The organism is Blautia sp. Marseille-P2398 (assembly GCF_964240315.1).
In the GTDB taxonomy this organism is placed as follows: Bacteria; Bacillota; Clostridia; order Lachnospirales; family Lachnospiraceae; genus Blautia_A; species Blautia_A wexlerae.
Genome location: NZ_CAXSTD010000003.1, coordinates 74,944 through 92,029 on the forward strand (window position 1 = coordinate 74,944; position 17,086 = coordinate 92,029).

13 protein-coding genes are annotated in these 17,086 nt (G+C 41.2%); 11 read left to right on the top strand and 2 right to left on the bottom strand.

Features of this window, described 5'->3' with window-relative positions:
* The first annotated feature begins 95 nt into the window (after window positions 1-95).
* The 9 genes from ACESZG_RS04730 to glmS all read left to right on the top strand — a co-directional run bounded on the left by ACESZG_RS04730 (window position 96) and on the right by glmS (window position 11,845).
* On the top strand, window positions 96-1,493 hold the full coding sequence (locus tag ACESZG_RS04730) for a sirohydrochlorin cobaltochelatase (protein ID WP_196027386.1): 1,398 nt from the start codon (window positions 96-98) through the stop codon (window positions 1,491-1,493).
* A 324-nt stretch (window positions 1,494-1,817) separates the two neighbouring features.
* Window positions 1,818-2,837, top strand: coding sequence for a hypothetical protein (locus ACESZG_RS04735; protein WP_022381097.1), 1,020 nt, complete (start codon window positions 1,818-1,820; stop codon window positions 2,835-2,837).
* 150 nt (window positions 2,838-2,987) lie between these two features.
* Complete coding sequence (locus ACESZG_RS04740; RefSeq protein WP_120062355.1) at window positions 2,988-4,127, top strand: ABC transporter substrate-binding protein; 1,140 nt, start codon at window positions 2,988-2,990, stop codon at window positions 4,125-4,127.
* Window positions 4,128-4,299: 172 nt separating this feature from the next.
* A complete protein-coding gene (locus ACESZG_RS04745) occupies window positions 4,300-5,286 on the top strand; it encodes a FecCD family ABC transporter permease (RefSeq protein ID WP_370865700.1) in 987 nt (328 codons plus the stop codon).
* A 78-nt stretch (window positions 5,287-5,364) separates the two neighbouring features.
* Window positions 5,365-6,522: an ABC transporter ATP-binding protein gene (locus ACESZG_RS04750; protein ID WP_008702999.1), complete on the top strand. Its 1,158-nt coding sequence runs from the start codon at window positions 5,365-5,367 to the stop codon at window positions 6,520-6,522.
* A 235-nt stretch (window positions 6,523-6,757) separates the two neighbouring features.
* Complete coding sequence (locus ACESZG_RS04755; RefSeq protein ID WP_008703000.1) at window positions 6,758-7,477, top strand: glycosyltransferase family 2 protein; 720 nt, start codon at window positions 6,758-6,760, stop codon at window positions 7,475-7,477.
* A gap of 298 nt (window positions 7,478-7,775) precedes the next feature.
* Complete coding sequence (locus ACESZG_RS04760) at window positions 7,776-8,039, top strand: hypothetical protein (RefSeq protein ID WP_008703001.1); 264 nt, start codon at window positions 7,776-7,778, stop codon at window positions 8,037-8,039.
* Window positions 8,040-8,117: 78 nt separating this feature from the next.
* On the top strand, window positions 8,118-9,740 hold the full coding sequence (locus ACESZG_RS04765; RefSeq protein ID WP_173698801.1) for a hypothetical protein: 1,623 nt from the start codon (window positions 8,118-8,120) through the stop codon (window positions 9,738-9,740).
* 263 nt (window positions 9,741-10,003) lie between these two features.
* Window positions 10,004-11,845 (top strand): glutamine--fructose-6-phosphate transaminase (isomerizing), encoded by a 1,842-nt coding sequence (gene glmS / locus ACESZG_RS04770; protein ID WP_373217667.1) that lies wholly within the window; start codon window positions 10,004-10,006, stop codon window positions 11,843-11,845.
* Window positions 11,846-11,932: 87 nt separating this feature from the next.
* Here glmS and ACESZG_RS04775 read toward each other — a convergent pair whose 3' ends face one another.
* Together ACESZG_RS04775 and ACESZG_RS04780 are read right to left on the bottom strand one after the other, a co-directional pair.
* Window positions 11,933-13,009 carry a glycosyltransferase family 2 protein gene (locus tag ACESZG_RS04775; protein WP_196049245.1) on the bottom strand — a complete coding sequence of 359 codons (1,077 nt, stop codon included), beginning with the start codon at window positions 13,007-13,009 and terminating at the stop codon, window positions 11,933-11,935.
* 60 nt (window positions 13,010-13,069) lie between these two features.
* The gene (locus ACESZG_RS04780; RefSeq protein WP_195284565.1) at window positions 13,070-13,561 is read right to left on the bottom strand and encodes a collagen-like protein; all 492 of its coding nucleotides are present in this window, start codon (window positions 13,559-13,561) and stop codon (window positions 13,070-13,072) included.
* Window positions 13,562-14,430: 869 nt separating this feature from the next.
* On the opposite strand from ACESZG_RS04780, the gene ACESZG_RS04785 reads away from it, so the two are divergent.
* Window positions 14,431-16,026, top strand: coding sequence for an AAA family ATPase (locus tag ACESZG_RS04785; RefSeq protein WP_195284571.1), 1,596 nt, complete (start codon window positions 14,431-14,433; stop codon window positions 16,024-16,026).
* Between the two features lie 206 nt (window positions 16,027-16,232).
* On the top strand, window positions 16,233-17,033 hold the full coding sequence (locus ACESZG_RS04790) for a DUF4866 domain-containing protein (RefSeq protein ID WP_008703013.1): 801 nt from the start codon (window positions 16,233-16,235) through the stop codon (window positions 17,031-17,033).
* Window positions 17,034-17,086: the final 53 nt, after the last annotated feature.

The following is a 17,086-nucleotide window of genomic DNA, read 5'->3' on the forward strand; positions in this document are numbered from 1 at the left end:
GTATTTATGGGAAGGCGGTAGCTGCAGAATATGCAGTTGCCTTTTTTGTGCATACAATTGTCCGGAAATACGAGAAATAAAAGAGGAAAAACGAAATGAAAAGAAAATCCATGTTAGCCTTATTACTGGCAGTATCCATGACCTGTTCCATGACAGCAGCAACAGGTACAGTTGCTTTTGCATCTGATGATGCAGCAACAGAAGAGGCTGCAGATGACACAGAAGCAGCTGCAGACGATGCAGATGCAGCAGATACAGAGAAAGCATCTGATGATACAACAGAAGCTTCTGATGATGATCAGAAAGCCGCAGACGAAGTTGGTGCCCTGATCGATAAGATTTATGTTCAGGAAAGAACAGACACAACTGACGAAGACTGCAAAGCAGCAAAAGAAGCATGGGACAAACTTACAGATGCTCAGAAAGAACTGGTAACAGGTGAAGAAGCAAGCCCTGAATACTTTGGACGTGACACAGGTGATGCTTCCAAAGATGATCCTCGTAACCAGGATGAGATTGGTGAGAATGAACTTCTTGTAGTAAGTTTTGGTACATCCTTCAACGACAGCCGTGCAGAGGATATCAAAGGAATCGAGGATGCCCTTGCAAAAGCATATCCGGACTGGTCAGTAAGACGTGCATTTACAGCACAGATTATCATCAACCATGTACAGGCAAGAGATGATGAAGTAATCGATAATATGCAGCAAGCTCTTGACCGTGCAGTAGCTAACGGTGTTAAGAATCTTGTTGTACAGCCGACACATCTGATGCATGGTGCAGAATATGATGAAATGACAGAGGCAATTGATGGATACAAAGACAAATTTGAATCTGTTGCAATTGCAGAGCCAATGCTCGGTGAAGTTGGTGATGACGCTACAGTGATCAATGATGACAAGAAAGCAGTTGCTCAGGCGATCACAGATGAAGCCTGCAAGGAAGCTGGATTTGATGATATGAAAGCAGCAGCAGATGCAGGCACAGCATTTGTATTCATGGGACATGGTACATCCCATACAGCTAACGTAACCTATGACCAGATGCAGACACAGATGGATGATCTTGGATTCACAAACGCTTTCATCGGAACTGTAGAGGGAGAACCGGAAGACACAGCATGTGACAAGGTTATCGAGAAAGTAAAAGAAGCAGGATTCAAGAATGTAATCCTTCGTCCTCTGATGGTTGTTGCCGGAGACCACGCTAACAATGATATGGCTGGTGATGATGCAGATTCCTGGAAATCTCAGTTTGAGGCATCCGGTGATTTCGACAGTGTTGACTGTCAGATCGCAGGTCTTGGAAGAATCGCAGCAGTAGAAGATCTGTATGTGGCTCATACAAAAGCAGCAATTGATTCTCTTGGAGCATCTGACGATGCAGCAGCAGAAGATACTGATGCCAAAGCAACAGATGACAGTGCAGACGATGCACAGGCAGATGACGCAGCTGAGACAACAGCTGATACTGCAGAGGCTGACGCTGAATAAAAAATATTGTTCAAACAAGATAAACTGCCCGGAGAACTTGCAAAAGTTTCCGGGCAGATATATTATATGATAAGAAAAAAAGAAGTCATAGCAATTCCATAAAATACTGCAAACAGTTCGCACGTTTCTGTTCATTCCGTTCACAGTAACGTGCGCACATCTGAGAAAGATCCAGAGGAACTGTCTTAATTGCATTATTTTCTGGAATTACTATAATATATTTGCCATCACCTGTTCAAAAGCCTGTTGCTCTGCAGCAGATGGGTTGAACAGCACGATAGAAAAAACTATAAAAAATATGAAGATAAGGGAGAAGAAATAATCATGAAGAAACGTTCATTTACATTATTAATGTCAGCACTTACTATTTCAGCTACTCTGATCGGTACAAGCCCGGTTGCTGCAAAGACAGATACTGATACGGCAACAGAAGAAACCACTGATAAAGAAGAAACAACTGCAAAAGATGCTGATTCAGAAAACACAGATAATAAAGAAACAGATGCATCCAAGAGTGATACATTAGAGGATGGCACCTACACAGCAGAATTTGATACAGACAGCGGAATGTTCCATGTAAATGAAGCAAACGATGGAAAAGGAACCCTTACAGTAAAGGATGGCAAGATGACTATCCATGTAAGCCTTGCTTCTAAGAAAATTGTAAACCTTTTCGTCGGAAAGGCAGAAGATGCACAGAAAGACGGGGCAGAGGTTCTTGAGCCAACCACAGATACTGTTACATACAGCGATGGAATGAGTGAGGAAGTATATGGATTTGATATCCCGGTACCCGCAATTGATGAAGAATTCGATGTAGCTTTGATCGGAACAAAAGGAAAATGGTATGACCATAAGGTAAGTGTCAAAAATCCTGTAAAATCCGATGATACAGATGCAAAAAAAGATGATAAAGAAAATAAAGATGCAGATTCCAAAGCAGATGACACAGACAAAGATGCGAAAGACAGTAAGACAAGTGAAGGTAAGACTCTGGCAGATCTGAATCTTGAAGACGGCGATTATACCATGGATGTAACTCTTACAGGCGGTTCAGGAAGAGCAACCATTGATTCTCCTGCAGCCATTAATGTAGAAGGCGATAAAGCTACAGCAACTATCGTATGGAGCAGTCCGAACTATGATTATATGCTTGTGGATGGTGAGAAATATGAGCCGGTTAATAAAGACGGAAACTCCACTTTTGAAATCCCTGTCAGCGTATTTGATGCAGAGATGGAGGTAACAGCAGATACAGTAGCAATGAGTGAGCCTCACGAGATTGACTACACCTTAAATTTTGATTCCACAACTGCCAAAGAAGCAGAAAAAACAGCAAAATAATCATATCAAATTTCCATTTCCAAAAGTGATTTTTGATGTATTTTGACTCGTAACTGTGAAGGTACTGAACAATTACAAACAAAGAAAGAAACAATTATAAAGATGAAAAACATAATAAAGAAACAGCAAAAAACAATATTTATCGGTTTTATGTCAGTTGCATTATTTATTATCTGTATATGCACTGTCTGTACAGCATACGCAGCAGATAAAGACAATGCAAAAACTCCTGTGGATATCCCGGGACTTACCTATGATCACAGTATGGAACTTTCCTACGCAGAAGAATTCAGCGTAGACTATTACAATGATGGCTATGCTCTGATTACTATCGATCAGGAAGGACAGTTTCTTGTAGTTCCAGAGGGAAAAAAGGCTCCAAAGGGGCTTGAAAAAGATATCACAGTTATTCAACAACCGCTGAACAACATCTATCTGGTAGCAACCTCTGCCATGGATCTTTTCCGCGCAATTGACGGTATTGACAGCATTCGTCTTTCAGGAACTCAGGAGAATGGATGGTATATCCAGGAAGCAAAAGATGCCATGGAATCCGGAAAAATGATTTATGCAGGCAAGTACAATGCACCGGATTATGAACTGATCCTGGATGAAGGCTGTGGTCTTGCCATTGAATCAACTATGATCCATCATAATCCGGAGGTGGAAGAGAAACTGGAACAGTTTGGTATCCCGGTAATGGTAGAACGTTCCAGTTATGAGAGCCATCCTCTGGGAAGAACTGAATGGATGAAACTCTATGCTGTGCTTCTCGGAAAGGAAGATGTAGCTGAGAAGGCATTTAAGGAGCAGACAGACAAGCTTGACAAAGTTCTGACCTCTGATGATAAAGATACAGGTAAAACAGTAGCATTCTTTTACATTAATTCCACAGGTGCTGTCAATGTGCGAAAGAATGGTGATTATGTTTCAAACATGATCGAGCTGGCAGGCGGCAAATATGTTCCCGAAGATACAGGAGAAAGTGATAACGCTTTGTCTACCATGAATATGCAGATGGAAGAATTTTATGCCAAAGCAAAAGATGCGGACTATATCATCTATAACAGTACTATCGACGGTGAACTTTCTACTATTGATGAACTGTTGGCAAAAAGTAATCTTCTGGCAGATTTTAAGGCAGTGAAGGATGGAAATGTGTGGTGTACGGGTAAAAATCTTTTCCAGGAAACCACCGAACTTGGAACCATGATCGAAGATATTCATACAATCCTTACTACAGATGATGATTCGCTGGATGAACTTGCATATATGCATAAGTTAAAATGATATTTATAACTTTTCGGCACACTCGAATCCGCATCCTATGCGATTGGTATAGTTATTTACGAACGGCACTGAAATATGTTTGCGGGATTCTGCATAACTGCCAAAAGCAGGAAATATAAAAACAAAAGGAACAAAAAATATGGATGACAAAAAACGTACAGCCAGATACTGGATGGCATTTCTTATACTGGCGGTGTTTCTGATGATTTTATTTGTCTGGAATGTAAATGCCGGAAGCATTCATCTTTCAGTGAGTGAGATTCTGAATATTATTTTCAGACATCAGGGAGATGCGACTGCTTACAATATAATATGGGAAATCCGTCTTCCCAGGATTCTGTCAGTGATCATTCTTGGAGGAGCACTTTCTGTATCCGGATTTCTTCTTCAGACATTTTTTAATAACCCTATTGCAGGTCCCTTTGTACTTGGAATTTCTTCAGGAGCCAAGCTGGTAGTTGCACTTCTGATGATTTATTTTCTGAGCAGATCTATTTCCATGGGTTCTGCAGCCATGATCATTGCAGCGTTTATCGGTTCTATGATTTCCATGGGATTCGTCCTGCTGGTTGCAAAAAAAGTCCACAACATGTCCATGTTGGTTATCAGCGGTGTCATGATCGGTTACATCTGTTCTGCAGTTACAGATTTCGTAGTTACCTTTGCGGATGACTCCAATATCGTCAATCTTCACAACTGGTCACTGGGAAGTTTTTCAGGAATGTCCTGGGGTAATGTGAAAGTAATGGCAATAGTAGTTCTGCTCACAATGGTGATCGTGTTCTTTATGTCTAAGCCTATCGGTGCCTATCAGCTGGGTGAAGTTTATGCCCAGAATATGGGAGTGAATATCAAGCTGTTCCGCATAGGACTGATTCTCTTATCCAGTATTCTGTCTGCCTGTGTGACAGCTTTTGCAGGACCAATTTCTTTTGTTGGCATTGCAGTGCCTCACATTGTAAAAAGCCTGCTGAAAACAGCCAGACCGCTCCTTGTGATCCCGGCTTGCTTTCTGGGAGGGGCAGTATTCTGTCTTTTCTGTGATCTGATCGCCAGAACCGTATTTGCACCTACAGAACTCAGTATCAGTTCCGTAACAGCAGTGTTTGGCGCACCGGTTGTAATCTATATCATGATCCGCAGACAGAAGAGAAATTGATATAAAAGGCAGGAGCAGAATACGCTATCCGGGCAGATTACTATAAGATGCAGCATAAAAAGGAAAACAGGAAAAAATATGTCAGAGAAAATAGCAGATGTAATAAAGGAAACAGAAAATAACAAAGCAGACCGGCAGGAACAGTATTTTTTCCGTACGGATCAGCTGACTGTGGGATATGACGGAAAACCTCTTATCAGAGAAATCAATATTCAGCTGAAAAAGGGAGAAATCCTCACTCTCATCGGTCCTAACGGTGCCGGAAAATCCACTATTCTTAAAAGCATCACCAGACAGCTTGCCACGATCAGCGGTACTGTTTATCTGGATAAAGAGAAAATGGCAAAGATGACCAATAAAGAGGTCTCTCAGAAACTGGCAGTCGTGCTCACAGAGCGTATGCGTCCGGAACTGATGACCTGCGAAGACATTGTAGCCACAGGGCGTTATCCTTATACAGGAACTTTGGGAATACTCTCCGCAGAGGATAAGACAAAGGTAAAGAAATCAATGGAAACCGTCCATGCATGGGATTTAAAAGACAGGGATTTTACAGCCATCAGTGATGGTCAGAGACAACGAATCCTTCTTGCCCGGGCTATCTGTCAGGAGCCGGAGATCATTGTACTGGATGAGCCGACTTCTTTTCTGGATATCCGTCATAAGCTGGAACTTCTTACCATTTTGAAACAGATGGTGCTGGATCATCAGCTTACAGTGATCATGTCGCTGCATGAGTTGGACCTTGCACAGAAAATATCTGATAAAGTTATCTGTGTACATGGAGAATATATAGAAAAATATGGTGCTCCGGAAGAAATCTTTACTTCTGAGTATATTCGGAAGTTGTATGGAATTACCAGAGGAAGCTATAATGCTGCTTTTGGATGTGTGGAGATGGATCCGCCCAGAGGTGAACCTCAGGTGTTTGTAATTGGCGGTAATGGAAGCGGAATTCCGTATTATCGAAAACTGCAGAGACAGGGAATTCCGTTTGCGGCAGGAGTGCTTCACACGAATGATGTAGACTGTCAGGTAGCCGGTGCACTTGCAGACCAGGTGATTACAGAGAAACCTTTCGAAAGTATTTCACAGGAATCTTATGATAAGGCTGTGGAATTGATGAAAAAATGTCAGAAAGTTATCTGTCCTCTGAAAGACTTCGGAACAGTGAATGCCGCAAACAGGGAACTGCTTCGCCTTGCGCGGGAGCTGGGAATACTGGCAGAGCTATAGGTTACTGTTCACTCCGTTCCCAGCAACACGCTTCGCGATGCACAGAATTTATGCTAATCGCATAAATTCGCGCAGTATGTCTCGGGTTTTCTGTGACCTTCGCTCACAAAAAACACCTCGCGGGATATTAGCAGTGAACAGTAACAGCTATAGTACATCGTTTTCGAAATAATATTATTATTTCATGTATATGTATGCTATAATGGATACCATCAATCATCCAAAGGAGAGAAATATGGATAAGTTATACATTGTTATCCCGGCATACAATGAGCAGGATAACATTGAACAGGTCATTAATGACTGGTATCCTGTTATAGAGAAGCATAACGGAAACGGTCAGTCACGTCTGATTGTCATTGATGACGGGAGCAAAGATTCTACATATGAAAAACTGAAACAGTGTACAAAGACACGCCCTCTGCTGATTCCGATAACAAAACCAAACGGCGGTCATGGTGCAACTGTGCTTTATGGCTATAAGTATGCACTCAAAAATGGTGCAGATTACATTTTCCAGACAGATTCAGACGGCCAGACACTGCCGGAAGAATTTGAACCGTTCTGGAAACGAAGACAGAAATATGATATGGTCATCGGCTGGAGAAAAGACAGACAGGATGGAATATCACGTGTTTTTGTAACAAAAACTCTGAAACTGGTTATCCGTATCTGTTTTGGGGTAAATCTGACAGATGCCAACACTCCGTACCGTTTGATGAAAGCAGAGACGATGGCCAGGTACATACATCTGATCCCGAAGGATTTTAATCTTTCCAATGTACTTCTGGCTGTTATTTATAAGAAGAAGGGATGCAGCATCAAATTTCTTCCTGTCACATTCAGACCTCGTCAGGGCGGGGTGAATTCCATTAACATGAAGAAAATCTGTAAGATCGGAAAACAGGCGGTAATAGATTTTGTGAAATTGAACAGGATTATCCGCCGAACATAAAAAATGATGAAAAAAACTGTTGTTCCTACAGTGATCGTGAGGAACAGCAGTTTTTTTGTTGTTATATTTTCAGATAAATGTCGAATCATATCATAAGATGTCGGACGAAATAAATTGACATTTTCTTTAAACAAAATTACAATTATAGTTGTAATAAGACAGAAAACGGTATGTACCGATCTGCACACATCGGGTACATAACACACATAACACAACAAATCAACATATAACAAAACAACACACACAGGTAACAAGGTTACCACAAATGTAAAAATAATAATAGGGAGAAAAGAATAAGATGAACAAAATGAATGAATTGTGCGAAATGGAATTAACAGGTCGTTACGAGGAGAAACTTTCTGCTCTGAAAGCGGAAATCAGTGCAGCAGATGAGTATATCAGGCAGGATAACAGTGACCTGACGGAATTTGAGAACCGATATGAGCGCTTAGATATCCCGTATCGTGTAAAAAGATTTCTGGATGACTATATTGCGTGTATGCAGACAAAATATGAACGTCTTGCAGACCTGTGCTATCTGGCGGGAGAACAAGGATTATAAAAAAATCTTGTTTTATCTGTCGAAATAAAGTATTGTAGTAATATACTATATTTACGACAGATAAGGAGAAAATGCGTTATGTACAGAAAGAAAAATTTCATAAGTCTGGGAATGAGCCTGGTTCTGGCAGCAGGAATTACGGTAACACCTGTAACAGCAGCAGATTTCACAGATGGTACAGTTTCTGAATTTAATTCAGATGATGCAACAGAATTTGATGTACAACAGGAAACTGCGGATAATGCGGAGTTTGCATCAGATACAGAGGATAGCATTTCGGACAAAGCAGGTTCAAATGAAGCAGATTCAGACGAAGAAGTCTTTGCAGAGGCTGTAATTCCGGACGAAAACGGTGCTGTGGATAACAGACAGCTTCTGGAGAAATATCTGAATGACATTCTGTACGGACAGGATCCGGACACACAGCCAGCAGCTTCTCTGGGTGAGGATGTACTGAATGGACAGCAGCAGACCTTATATGAGGAACTTAAGAGTAAAATCAGCGCAGTGGCATCGAAAGGTGGTTCTACCAGGTTTAAAGTCAGTTCAGATCTGGGACTGACCTGGCAGACAACAGCAAGCGGTAATGCGCTCAAAAGAGAAGTAGCCGCACACCTTAATGAACTGGATATTTCAAAGATTATCGATTGCCTGGCTGTAGATTGTCCATATGAATTGTACTGGTACGAAAAGACTGCAGCTACTACCTGGCAGTATGGTTACAGCACAAAGGCAACAGGAAACAAAACAACTGTAAAAATTGAAAATCTTTCCATATCTATGCCGGTGATCAGCAGTTATGCTTCCGGTAAATATAAAGTAAATGCAGGGATTGTACAGCTTGCAAAAAGTGCAGCAGAAAATGCCAGAATGATCGTAAAAGAATTTCAGGGTTATACAGAGACAGAAAAGCTGTACGGATATAAAGAAATGATCTGTTACCTGACTTCCTACAATGATGATGTGACGGAGGATGATGAATACGGAGATCCATGGCAGTTAATCTATGTTTTTGACGGAGATGACAGTACTAATGTGGTCTGTGAAGGTTATTCCAAGGCATTTCAGTATCTGTGCGATCTCAGTGACATTACCTGCTATACAGTGACCGGTATGATGAATGGCGGTACAGGTGAAGGTCCTCATATGTGGAATATTGTGGCAAATAACGGTAAATATTATATGGCAGATATCACAAACAGCGATGAAGGAACAGTTGGAGAAGACGGAGGTCTGTTTCTGGATACTCCGATTTCAGGAAGTATTTCCCGGGGCTATACATATGCGACAGACAGTGCGAATATATATTTTGCATATGACAAAGAAGCAAAGAGCTTATATGGAACTGGAAAAAATTCCATTCTTTATATGACGCAGGAAACGTATTCTGCTGATGATCTGACTGCAAAACCGGCAAAAACTTCAATTACAGGTATATCAAACAGGACTGCCGGAAAACTTGTGATTACATGGAAAAAGGCAAAGAGTGCAGATGGATATGAGATCTATCGCCGGGCAGGAACCACTAATCCATACATAAGAGCAGCGGTAATTAAATCCGGTTCAACTACAAAATACACAAATGCAAAACTGAAAAAAGGACATATATATTATTACAGAATCCGTTCATACAGATATGATGAGAATGGAAGAAAGATATACAGCGGCTGGTCAACAGTAAAGAAGCAGAAAGTAAAATGAAATCGGTAATCAGAAAAAGACACAAAGGATAACGTGGATAAAACAATGATGAAAGTACTTTCGTAAAAACAGAGTACACAGTTTCAGGGGATTTTCTTGCCATATGTGGAACATCATGATACAATGAGACACGATATGACAGAGAGAACCCCTGAAATTTTATTATATTATAAGAAATTACTCCATAATGCTCTTATAATATAATAAAGCAGTATTTTTATAATGCTGTAAATATCTGGAAAATATGGGAGGAATAAATATAAATGTGTGGAATTGTTGGATTTACAGGTAATCATCAGGCAGCACCTATATTATTATATGGTCTGTCCAGACTTGAATACAGAGGTTATGATTCAGCGGGACTTGCAGTTCGCGACGGCGAAGGTGATACAGAGGTTATTAAAGCGAAAGGCAGACTGAAAGTTCTTGCAGATAAAACTAATAATGGAGAATCTGTACCTGGAACATGTGGTATCGGACATACCCGTTGGGCGACACATGGAGAACCATCTGAGACAAATGCGCATCCCCATATGAGTGATGACGGTAACGTAGTAGCAGTTCATAATGGAATCATTGAGAATTATCAGGAACTGAAAGACAAACTGATCCGCAATGGCTATGAGTTTTATTCATCTACAGACACTGAAGTAGCAGTTAAACTTGTAGATTATTATTATAAGAAATATCTCGGAACACCGGTAGATGCCATTAACCATGCAATGGTCCGTATCCGCGGTTCCTATGCTCTTGTGATCATGTTTAAAGACTACCCGGGAGAGATTTATGTGGCAAGAAAAGACAGCCCGATGATCCTTGGGGTGGAGAACGGTGAATCTTACATTGCATCCGATGTTCCTGCAATTTTAAAATACACCAGAAATGTATATTATATTGGAAATCTGGAGATGGCTCGTATCAGAAAAGGGGAGATCACGTTCTACAATCTGGATGGTGATGAGATCCAGAAAGAGCCGAAAACAATTGAATGGGATGCAGAAGCGGCGGAGAAAGCGGGATTTGAACATTTCATGATAAAAGAAATTCATGAACAGCCGAAAGCAGTTCGGGATACTTTGAATTCTGTACTCAAAGATGATCGTATTGATCTCTCAGAAGTAGGTCTTACAGATGAGGAGATCAAAAAGATCAGCCAGATCTATATTGTAGCCTGTGGCTCTGCTTACCATGTGGGAATGGCAGCCCAGTATGTGATTGAAGATCTGACAAGGATTCCGGTACGTGTGGAACTGGCATCGGAATTCCGATACAGAAATCCGATTTTAGATCCGGAAGGTCTTGTGGTCATTGTCAGCCAGTCAGGGGAAACAGCAGACAGCCTTGCGGCACTTCGTGAGGCGAAACAGAGAGGTATCCGTACACTGGGAATTGTCAATGTGGTAGGTTCTTCCATTGCCAGAGAAGCGGATAATGTTTTTTACACTCTGGCGGGACCGGAAATTTCTGTAGCAACTACCAAGGCATACAGTACTCAGCTGATTGCCTCCTATGCACTGGCAGTGCAGTTTGGAAAAGTCAGAGAACAGATTACAGAAGAAAAATATCAGGAGCTGATTGCAGAGCTGAAAACACTTCCGGATAAGATTGCCAAGATCATTGAAGATGACAAAGAGCGTATCCAGTGGTTTGCGGCTAAGCAGGCAAATGCCAGGGATGCTTTCTTTATCGGGCGTGGTATTGACTATGCCATCAGTATGGAAGGCAGCCTTAAGATGAAAGAAGTCAGTTATGTACACACAGAAGCTTATGCGGCCGGAGAACTGAAACATGGCACAATCTCTCTGATTGAGGACGGAACTCTTGTGATCGGTATTCTCACGCAGAATCATCTCTATGAGAAAACAGTCTCCAATATGGTAGAATGTAAGAGCCGCGGTGCATACCTGATGGGACTCACCACATATGGACATTATAATGTAGAAGATACTGCAGATTTCACAGTTTATATTCCGAAAACAGATCCACACTTTGCAACTTCACTGGCAGTTATTCCTTTGCAGCTGCTTGGCTACTATGTCAGCGTAGCCAAAGGCCTGGATGTAGATAAGCCGAGAAATCTGGCTAAGAGTGTAACTGTGGAATAGTGCCGGTTCACCAGTAACGAAAACAATATAATATGTAGCGTAATGCCACAGACTGTAAAGGACTAATACGGTCTGTGGCATTTTTTTTCAAAATCCCAGAATCTCATGAAAATAGATCTGATTTTGAATAACAGAAGGATGTTCCGGTTTCAGTGTTCTGGCTTTCCGGTGAAATTCAAAAGCTTCTTTGTGCATTCCGGATTTGTCCAGACATACACATAATTGCAGAAATGGTATGAAATTATGGCAGTCCGGAATATAGAATCCTCCGTTTTGGTTGTTGTCCGGTGCAAGAAGTGCCTGATGATACCAGTGAGCTGCCATGGAAAAGTTCTGTTTCATAAAAAATATTTTCCCAATCTCACAGCATATTTCGGCTCTTGGAATATCTGACATGAAACTGTGAAACAGTATCTCAAGAGCATGCTGGTCATTGCCTGATGCCTGATAACAATAGGAGAGAACCAGACAACTGTCCAGTCTGTTTTCAATCCAGCCGTCTGGCTCTTTCAGAAATTTTTTCAAAACACAAATGGCATACTCGTATTGCTTATGGTAAAAAAGTTCCCGGCCATAATAAAATAAGTCTCTGGGTTCCAGAGTCTCTCCTTCTTCGATCATCTGTTGATAGATGTGCAGATTTCGAAAGGAAGAGCGGGGTTTTATTTTGCGATGTTCAATCTGTATGGGAGAATAAAGGATGTTCCCGGTGGGAATGATGGATTCATGAACTCTTCCACGCCATCTGAAATTTCGGGAAGTTTTTAAGATGCGTTCTCTGTAACAGGAGAATGCAGCATGATTCCATTCATCGAAATCTGTGACATAATCCATCATAACCATATCTGTGTTCGGACTCAGTGTTTCTTTTAATTGTTTTAGTCTGTACAGATTTTCCTGAGTGATCATGTCGTCTGCATCCAGCCACATCCAGTAATCAGTACTGACTTTTTCCGAAATAAAATTCCGGGCAGCAGAAAAATCATTTTTCCATGGAAAATCATAAACTTCTGCTGTAAATTCTCTGATAATTTCTTTGGTCCTGTCTGTAGAACCGGTATCACAGATAAGAATTTTGTCTACAATTTCTTTCATGGGTTTCAGGATACGCGGCAATACTTTTTCTTCATTTTTTACAATCATACAAAGGCTGAGAGAAATCATGGAAGACAATTTAAAGCACCTTTTGAGAAAATCAGGAGGAGCATTTGCCCCTCCTGAGGTTTAAGTTGCAAGAAGTCCGGCTGCGCGGAGATTTGCGAGAAGCTGATTAAACTGGGTTACAATATCTGTCTGACCTGTGGCATCTGCTACGGCCGCTGCCGGAGCTACAGTACCGGCAGGTCCGGTAGCACCAGTGGCACCAGTAGGTCCGGCAGCACCAGTAGGTCCGATAGGCCCGGCAGGGCCAGTAGGTCCGATAGCTCCGGAAGGTCCGGCAGCGCCAGTGGCTCCGGTAGCTCCGACAGGTCCGGTAGCGCCAGTGGCTCCAACAGGTCCGACAGGACCTGGGTAGCCTTGAAGTCCGGGTTCACCCTGGGGGCCCTGAGGTCCCATTGGACCAACGGGACCGGGACAGCCTCTGGGTCCGGTAGGACCAGGACAACCGCGCGGCCCCTGAGGTCCCTGACAGTCACAGCTGCAGCGATTGTTATTGTTACAACAGGATGTACCGGATAATTCCGGATCATCTGAGGTATGATGACTAAACAGCATAGAAAAGTATCACCTCTGGAAAAATCTTATATCGTCAGACTAGACAGTCTGCCTGGCAGACTGTAATTTTACAGGACATTCCGGCAGTTGTTGTGGAATCTGACAATAATAGATTGCAGTTCTCGATATTAGTATATGTTTCATATGTGAGTTTGTGACTTACTATTGTATAACTGTCAACTACCCATTACCTAAAGGCAATGGGCTTGTAACTGCCCAGTCGTAGTAACGGTTTACGCCTTCGACCTTTTATCCCCAATAGGTATTGCTACCTAAAGTGGTGCTACATCATAGGGTGGTTGACAGCATCCTTTACAGACAAGATATACTCATCTGTAACCGTATCAGGTACTAAACTTCCCATGCTATACAGCAAACATTCTTTTACGGGTAAGATTTTACGCAATACGCGAGTTTTTTAATTTATAGGAAAGACCACCGATGGCGGTCTCCTGGCGGAAGTGGAAAGAAATATAAAAACTGCTGTGGAAAATAATTATATTTTCCTGACAGGATAATTATCAAAAATGAAAAGAGTCTGATGCATAAAACATATAGGTTTATGCGTTGGATTCTTTTTTGTCTCTTGCCCAATAAGTTCCGGTATGCTATGATAAACAAAAGCATATTTTCTAATTATCTAAATCTATGTAATTGCCTGGTATTTTCGACAGTTACAGCCAAATCTCAATTCATATACAGATCATGAATCTGTTCTTTCAGAAAAGTCATGCTTTAATTTTCACTATTTATTTCTAGCAGGAGTTTTCTAAAAGACAGGAACTCCTGAACATATTTATTAAGGAGGTTATAAGATGCTGTATAAGAAGACAGAAAAGCTATCAATAATAAAGAGGGAGGGTGAGATAATGGGTATGTTTGTAAATCCGAATGCTGCAGCATTTCAGTGTGCAGTCAATTCAGAAGTATATATAGACAAAACGGGATTATTGGAATATACAAATAAAGTATTGGGCACAAATGCCAGGTTTATATGTAACAGTCGTCCGCGCAGATTCGGGAAATCTGTTACTGTAGATATGCTGACTGCATATTACAGTAAAGGATGCGACACTGAAAAAATGTTTTCAGGACTGGAAATCAGCAAATGTCCGGATTTTTACGAACATTTAAATAAATATGATGTCATTCATTTTGATGTACAATGGTGCTGTATATCAGCAGGTTCCAGTGAGAATTTAATTTCATATATCACGAATATCGTTGTTTCCGAATTAAGAGAGACTTATCCTGAAGTCAATCTGGTGGAAAACAGCACTATATATGGAGCAATGGCACGCATTAATACTGTATTAGGAAAACAGTTTATTGTAATCATTGATGAATGGGATGTTCTGATTCGTGATGAAGCCCATAATCAGGCAGCACAGGAAATGTATATTGACTTTCTCAGAAACATGTTTAAAGGAATTGAGGCATCAAAATATATCGCACTTGCATATCTGACCGGAATTTTACCGATAAAGAAATTAAAAACCCAGTCTGCCTTAAATAATTTCACCCAGTTTACAATGCTTAATGCCGGCCCATTGACACCATATATCGGTTTTAATGAAGATGAAGTAATCGATTTGTGTGAAAAATATGAGATAGATTTTGCAGAAGTGAGGCGGTGGTACGATGGTTACCGTCTTGGAGATTACCATGTATATAATCCAAATGCGTTAGTAAATCTGACAATTATGCGGACATTCCAGAGCTACTGGTCACAGACAGGAACCTATCTGTCAATCCTGCCACTGATCAACATGGATTTTGATGGTCTGCGGACATCCATCATAGAAATGCTGTCCGGTTCCTCTGTAGAAGTAAATGTCAATGAATTTCAGAATGATATGGTCAGCTTCGCAGACAAAGATGATGTATTGACTCTGCTGATCCACCTGGGTTACCTTGCCTACGACCAGAGAACCCAGAGAGCTTACATTCCTAATGAAGAAATCCGTCAGGAATTTCGTGCCGCAACCAAACGAAATAAATGGAATGAACTGATCGAATTCCAGCAGGAATCTGAGAAACTACTGGAAGCCACCTGGGAAATGGATGCAGAAACAGTTGCTGAACAGATAGAGAAAATCCATGCAGAATACACATCAGTGATTCAGTACAATAACGAGAATTCCCTGAGCAGCGTACTCAGCATTGCCTACTTAAGTGCAATAAAATACTATTTTAAGCCAATCCGGGAACTCTCGACAGGAAGAGGCTTCGCAGATTTTGTCTTCATCCCCAAACCACTGTACAGAGACTATTATCCTGCATTACTCGTCGAACTGAAATGGAACAAAGACGCAGAAACTGTTCTGAATCAGATAAAAGAACGAAAATATCCAGAGTCATTACAGCAGTATACAGGAGATATTTTGCTGGTGGGGATCAACTACGATAAAAAAGAAAAAGTACATCAGTGTGTAATCGAAAAATGGTTTCCACTGTGTATATAGAACGTAACTTCAAAAGAATCATATAAGTTATGAGAAAAGACATTCTACCCCAGTGGATGGAATGTCTTTTTTATATAATTTTTAGCTTGCATCTATGTAAAATTGATATCAGAAAATTCCCTCTTTTTATGTTGACATTACTAAAAGCAAGACTATAATGAAAACCGAAAAAAGAATCTGACTCGATTGGAAAGGGGAAGTTAATTATGAGTACAGTTTTGCCAAGAGAAGAAGCAGTAGAAACAATTTTTTCTAAAATTTTGGCTTCGCCGGAAGCATCCGGACGATTAAGCGGAGTTTTTTATGACCATATAGATGACGACCATCGTCTGACAGATAATGACAGAGATCATTTCCTGCAGGTATTGTTTCATGCGTACCAGAACGGTGATATCAGTGCACTGCTGTTGGAATTATGCGGCAGAAGTATGTTTGACCTGTTAAGGGAGGCTTATCTGATCCCGAAGAAATTCCACGGAAAAGCAGGAGAGAACCCGGTGCTCCTTACAGATGCAGCCGGAGAACTTCTTCCCGGGGAAAAGGTTTCAGCCAGAGAATATGCAAAATTCAAGGAAACATATGAACATCATGAATGTGCCCCCAGATCTGCACTGTATCTTGCAGATGGTTATGATCTTGTCCGTACCTATACAGAAGGTCTGAACATTACAGAAGAAAAAGATAACCGTAAACGTGGTGTCCTGGCTCTTTATGCACTTCCCGACACCTGTAAACTGGGTCTGACAGAAGCACAGGCATATGCCGTTGTATGGGATGCTTTCCAGAAGATTCAGGAAGAAGCCCCAAGAGCCATGGTATACTACGGACAGGAAACAGGTCTGAAGAAAGAGAATCCGGATAAACCCTATGATGAAATTGGAATTCTTCTTCCTATCCATGAATTTGAGAAAAAAATGCTGCAGCATTTAGACGAGATTGACGGAATCGTACTGGCATGCAGAGAGAAAATGATGGAGAAAGCAGGAAATGACAGTCTGCAGCTTTAACAAATCAAGCAAGTAGCAAAGCGGATGATTTTATCCGATTGACAATATAGAAT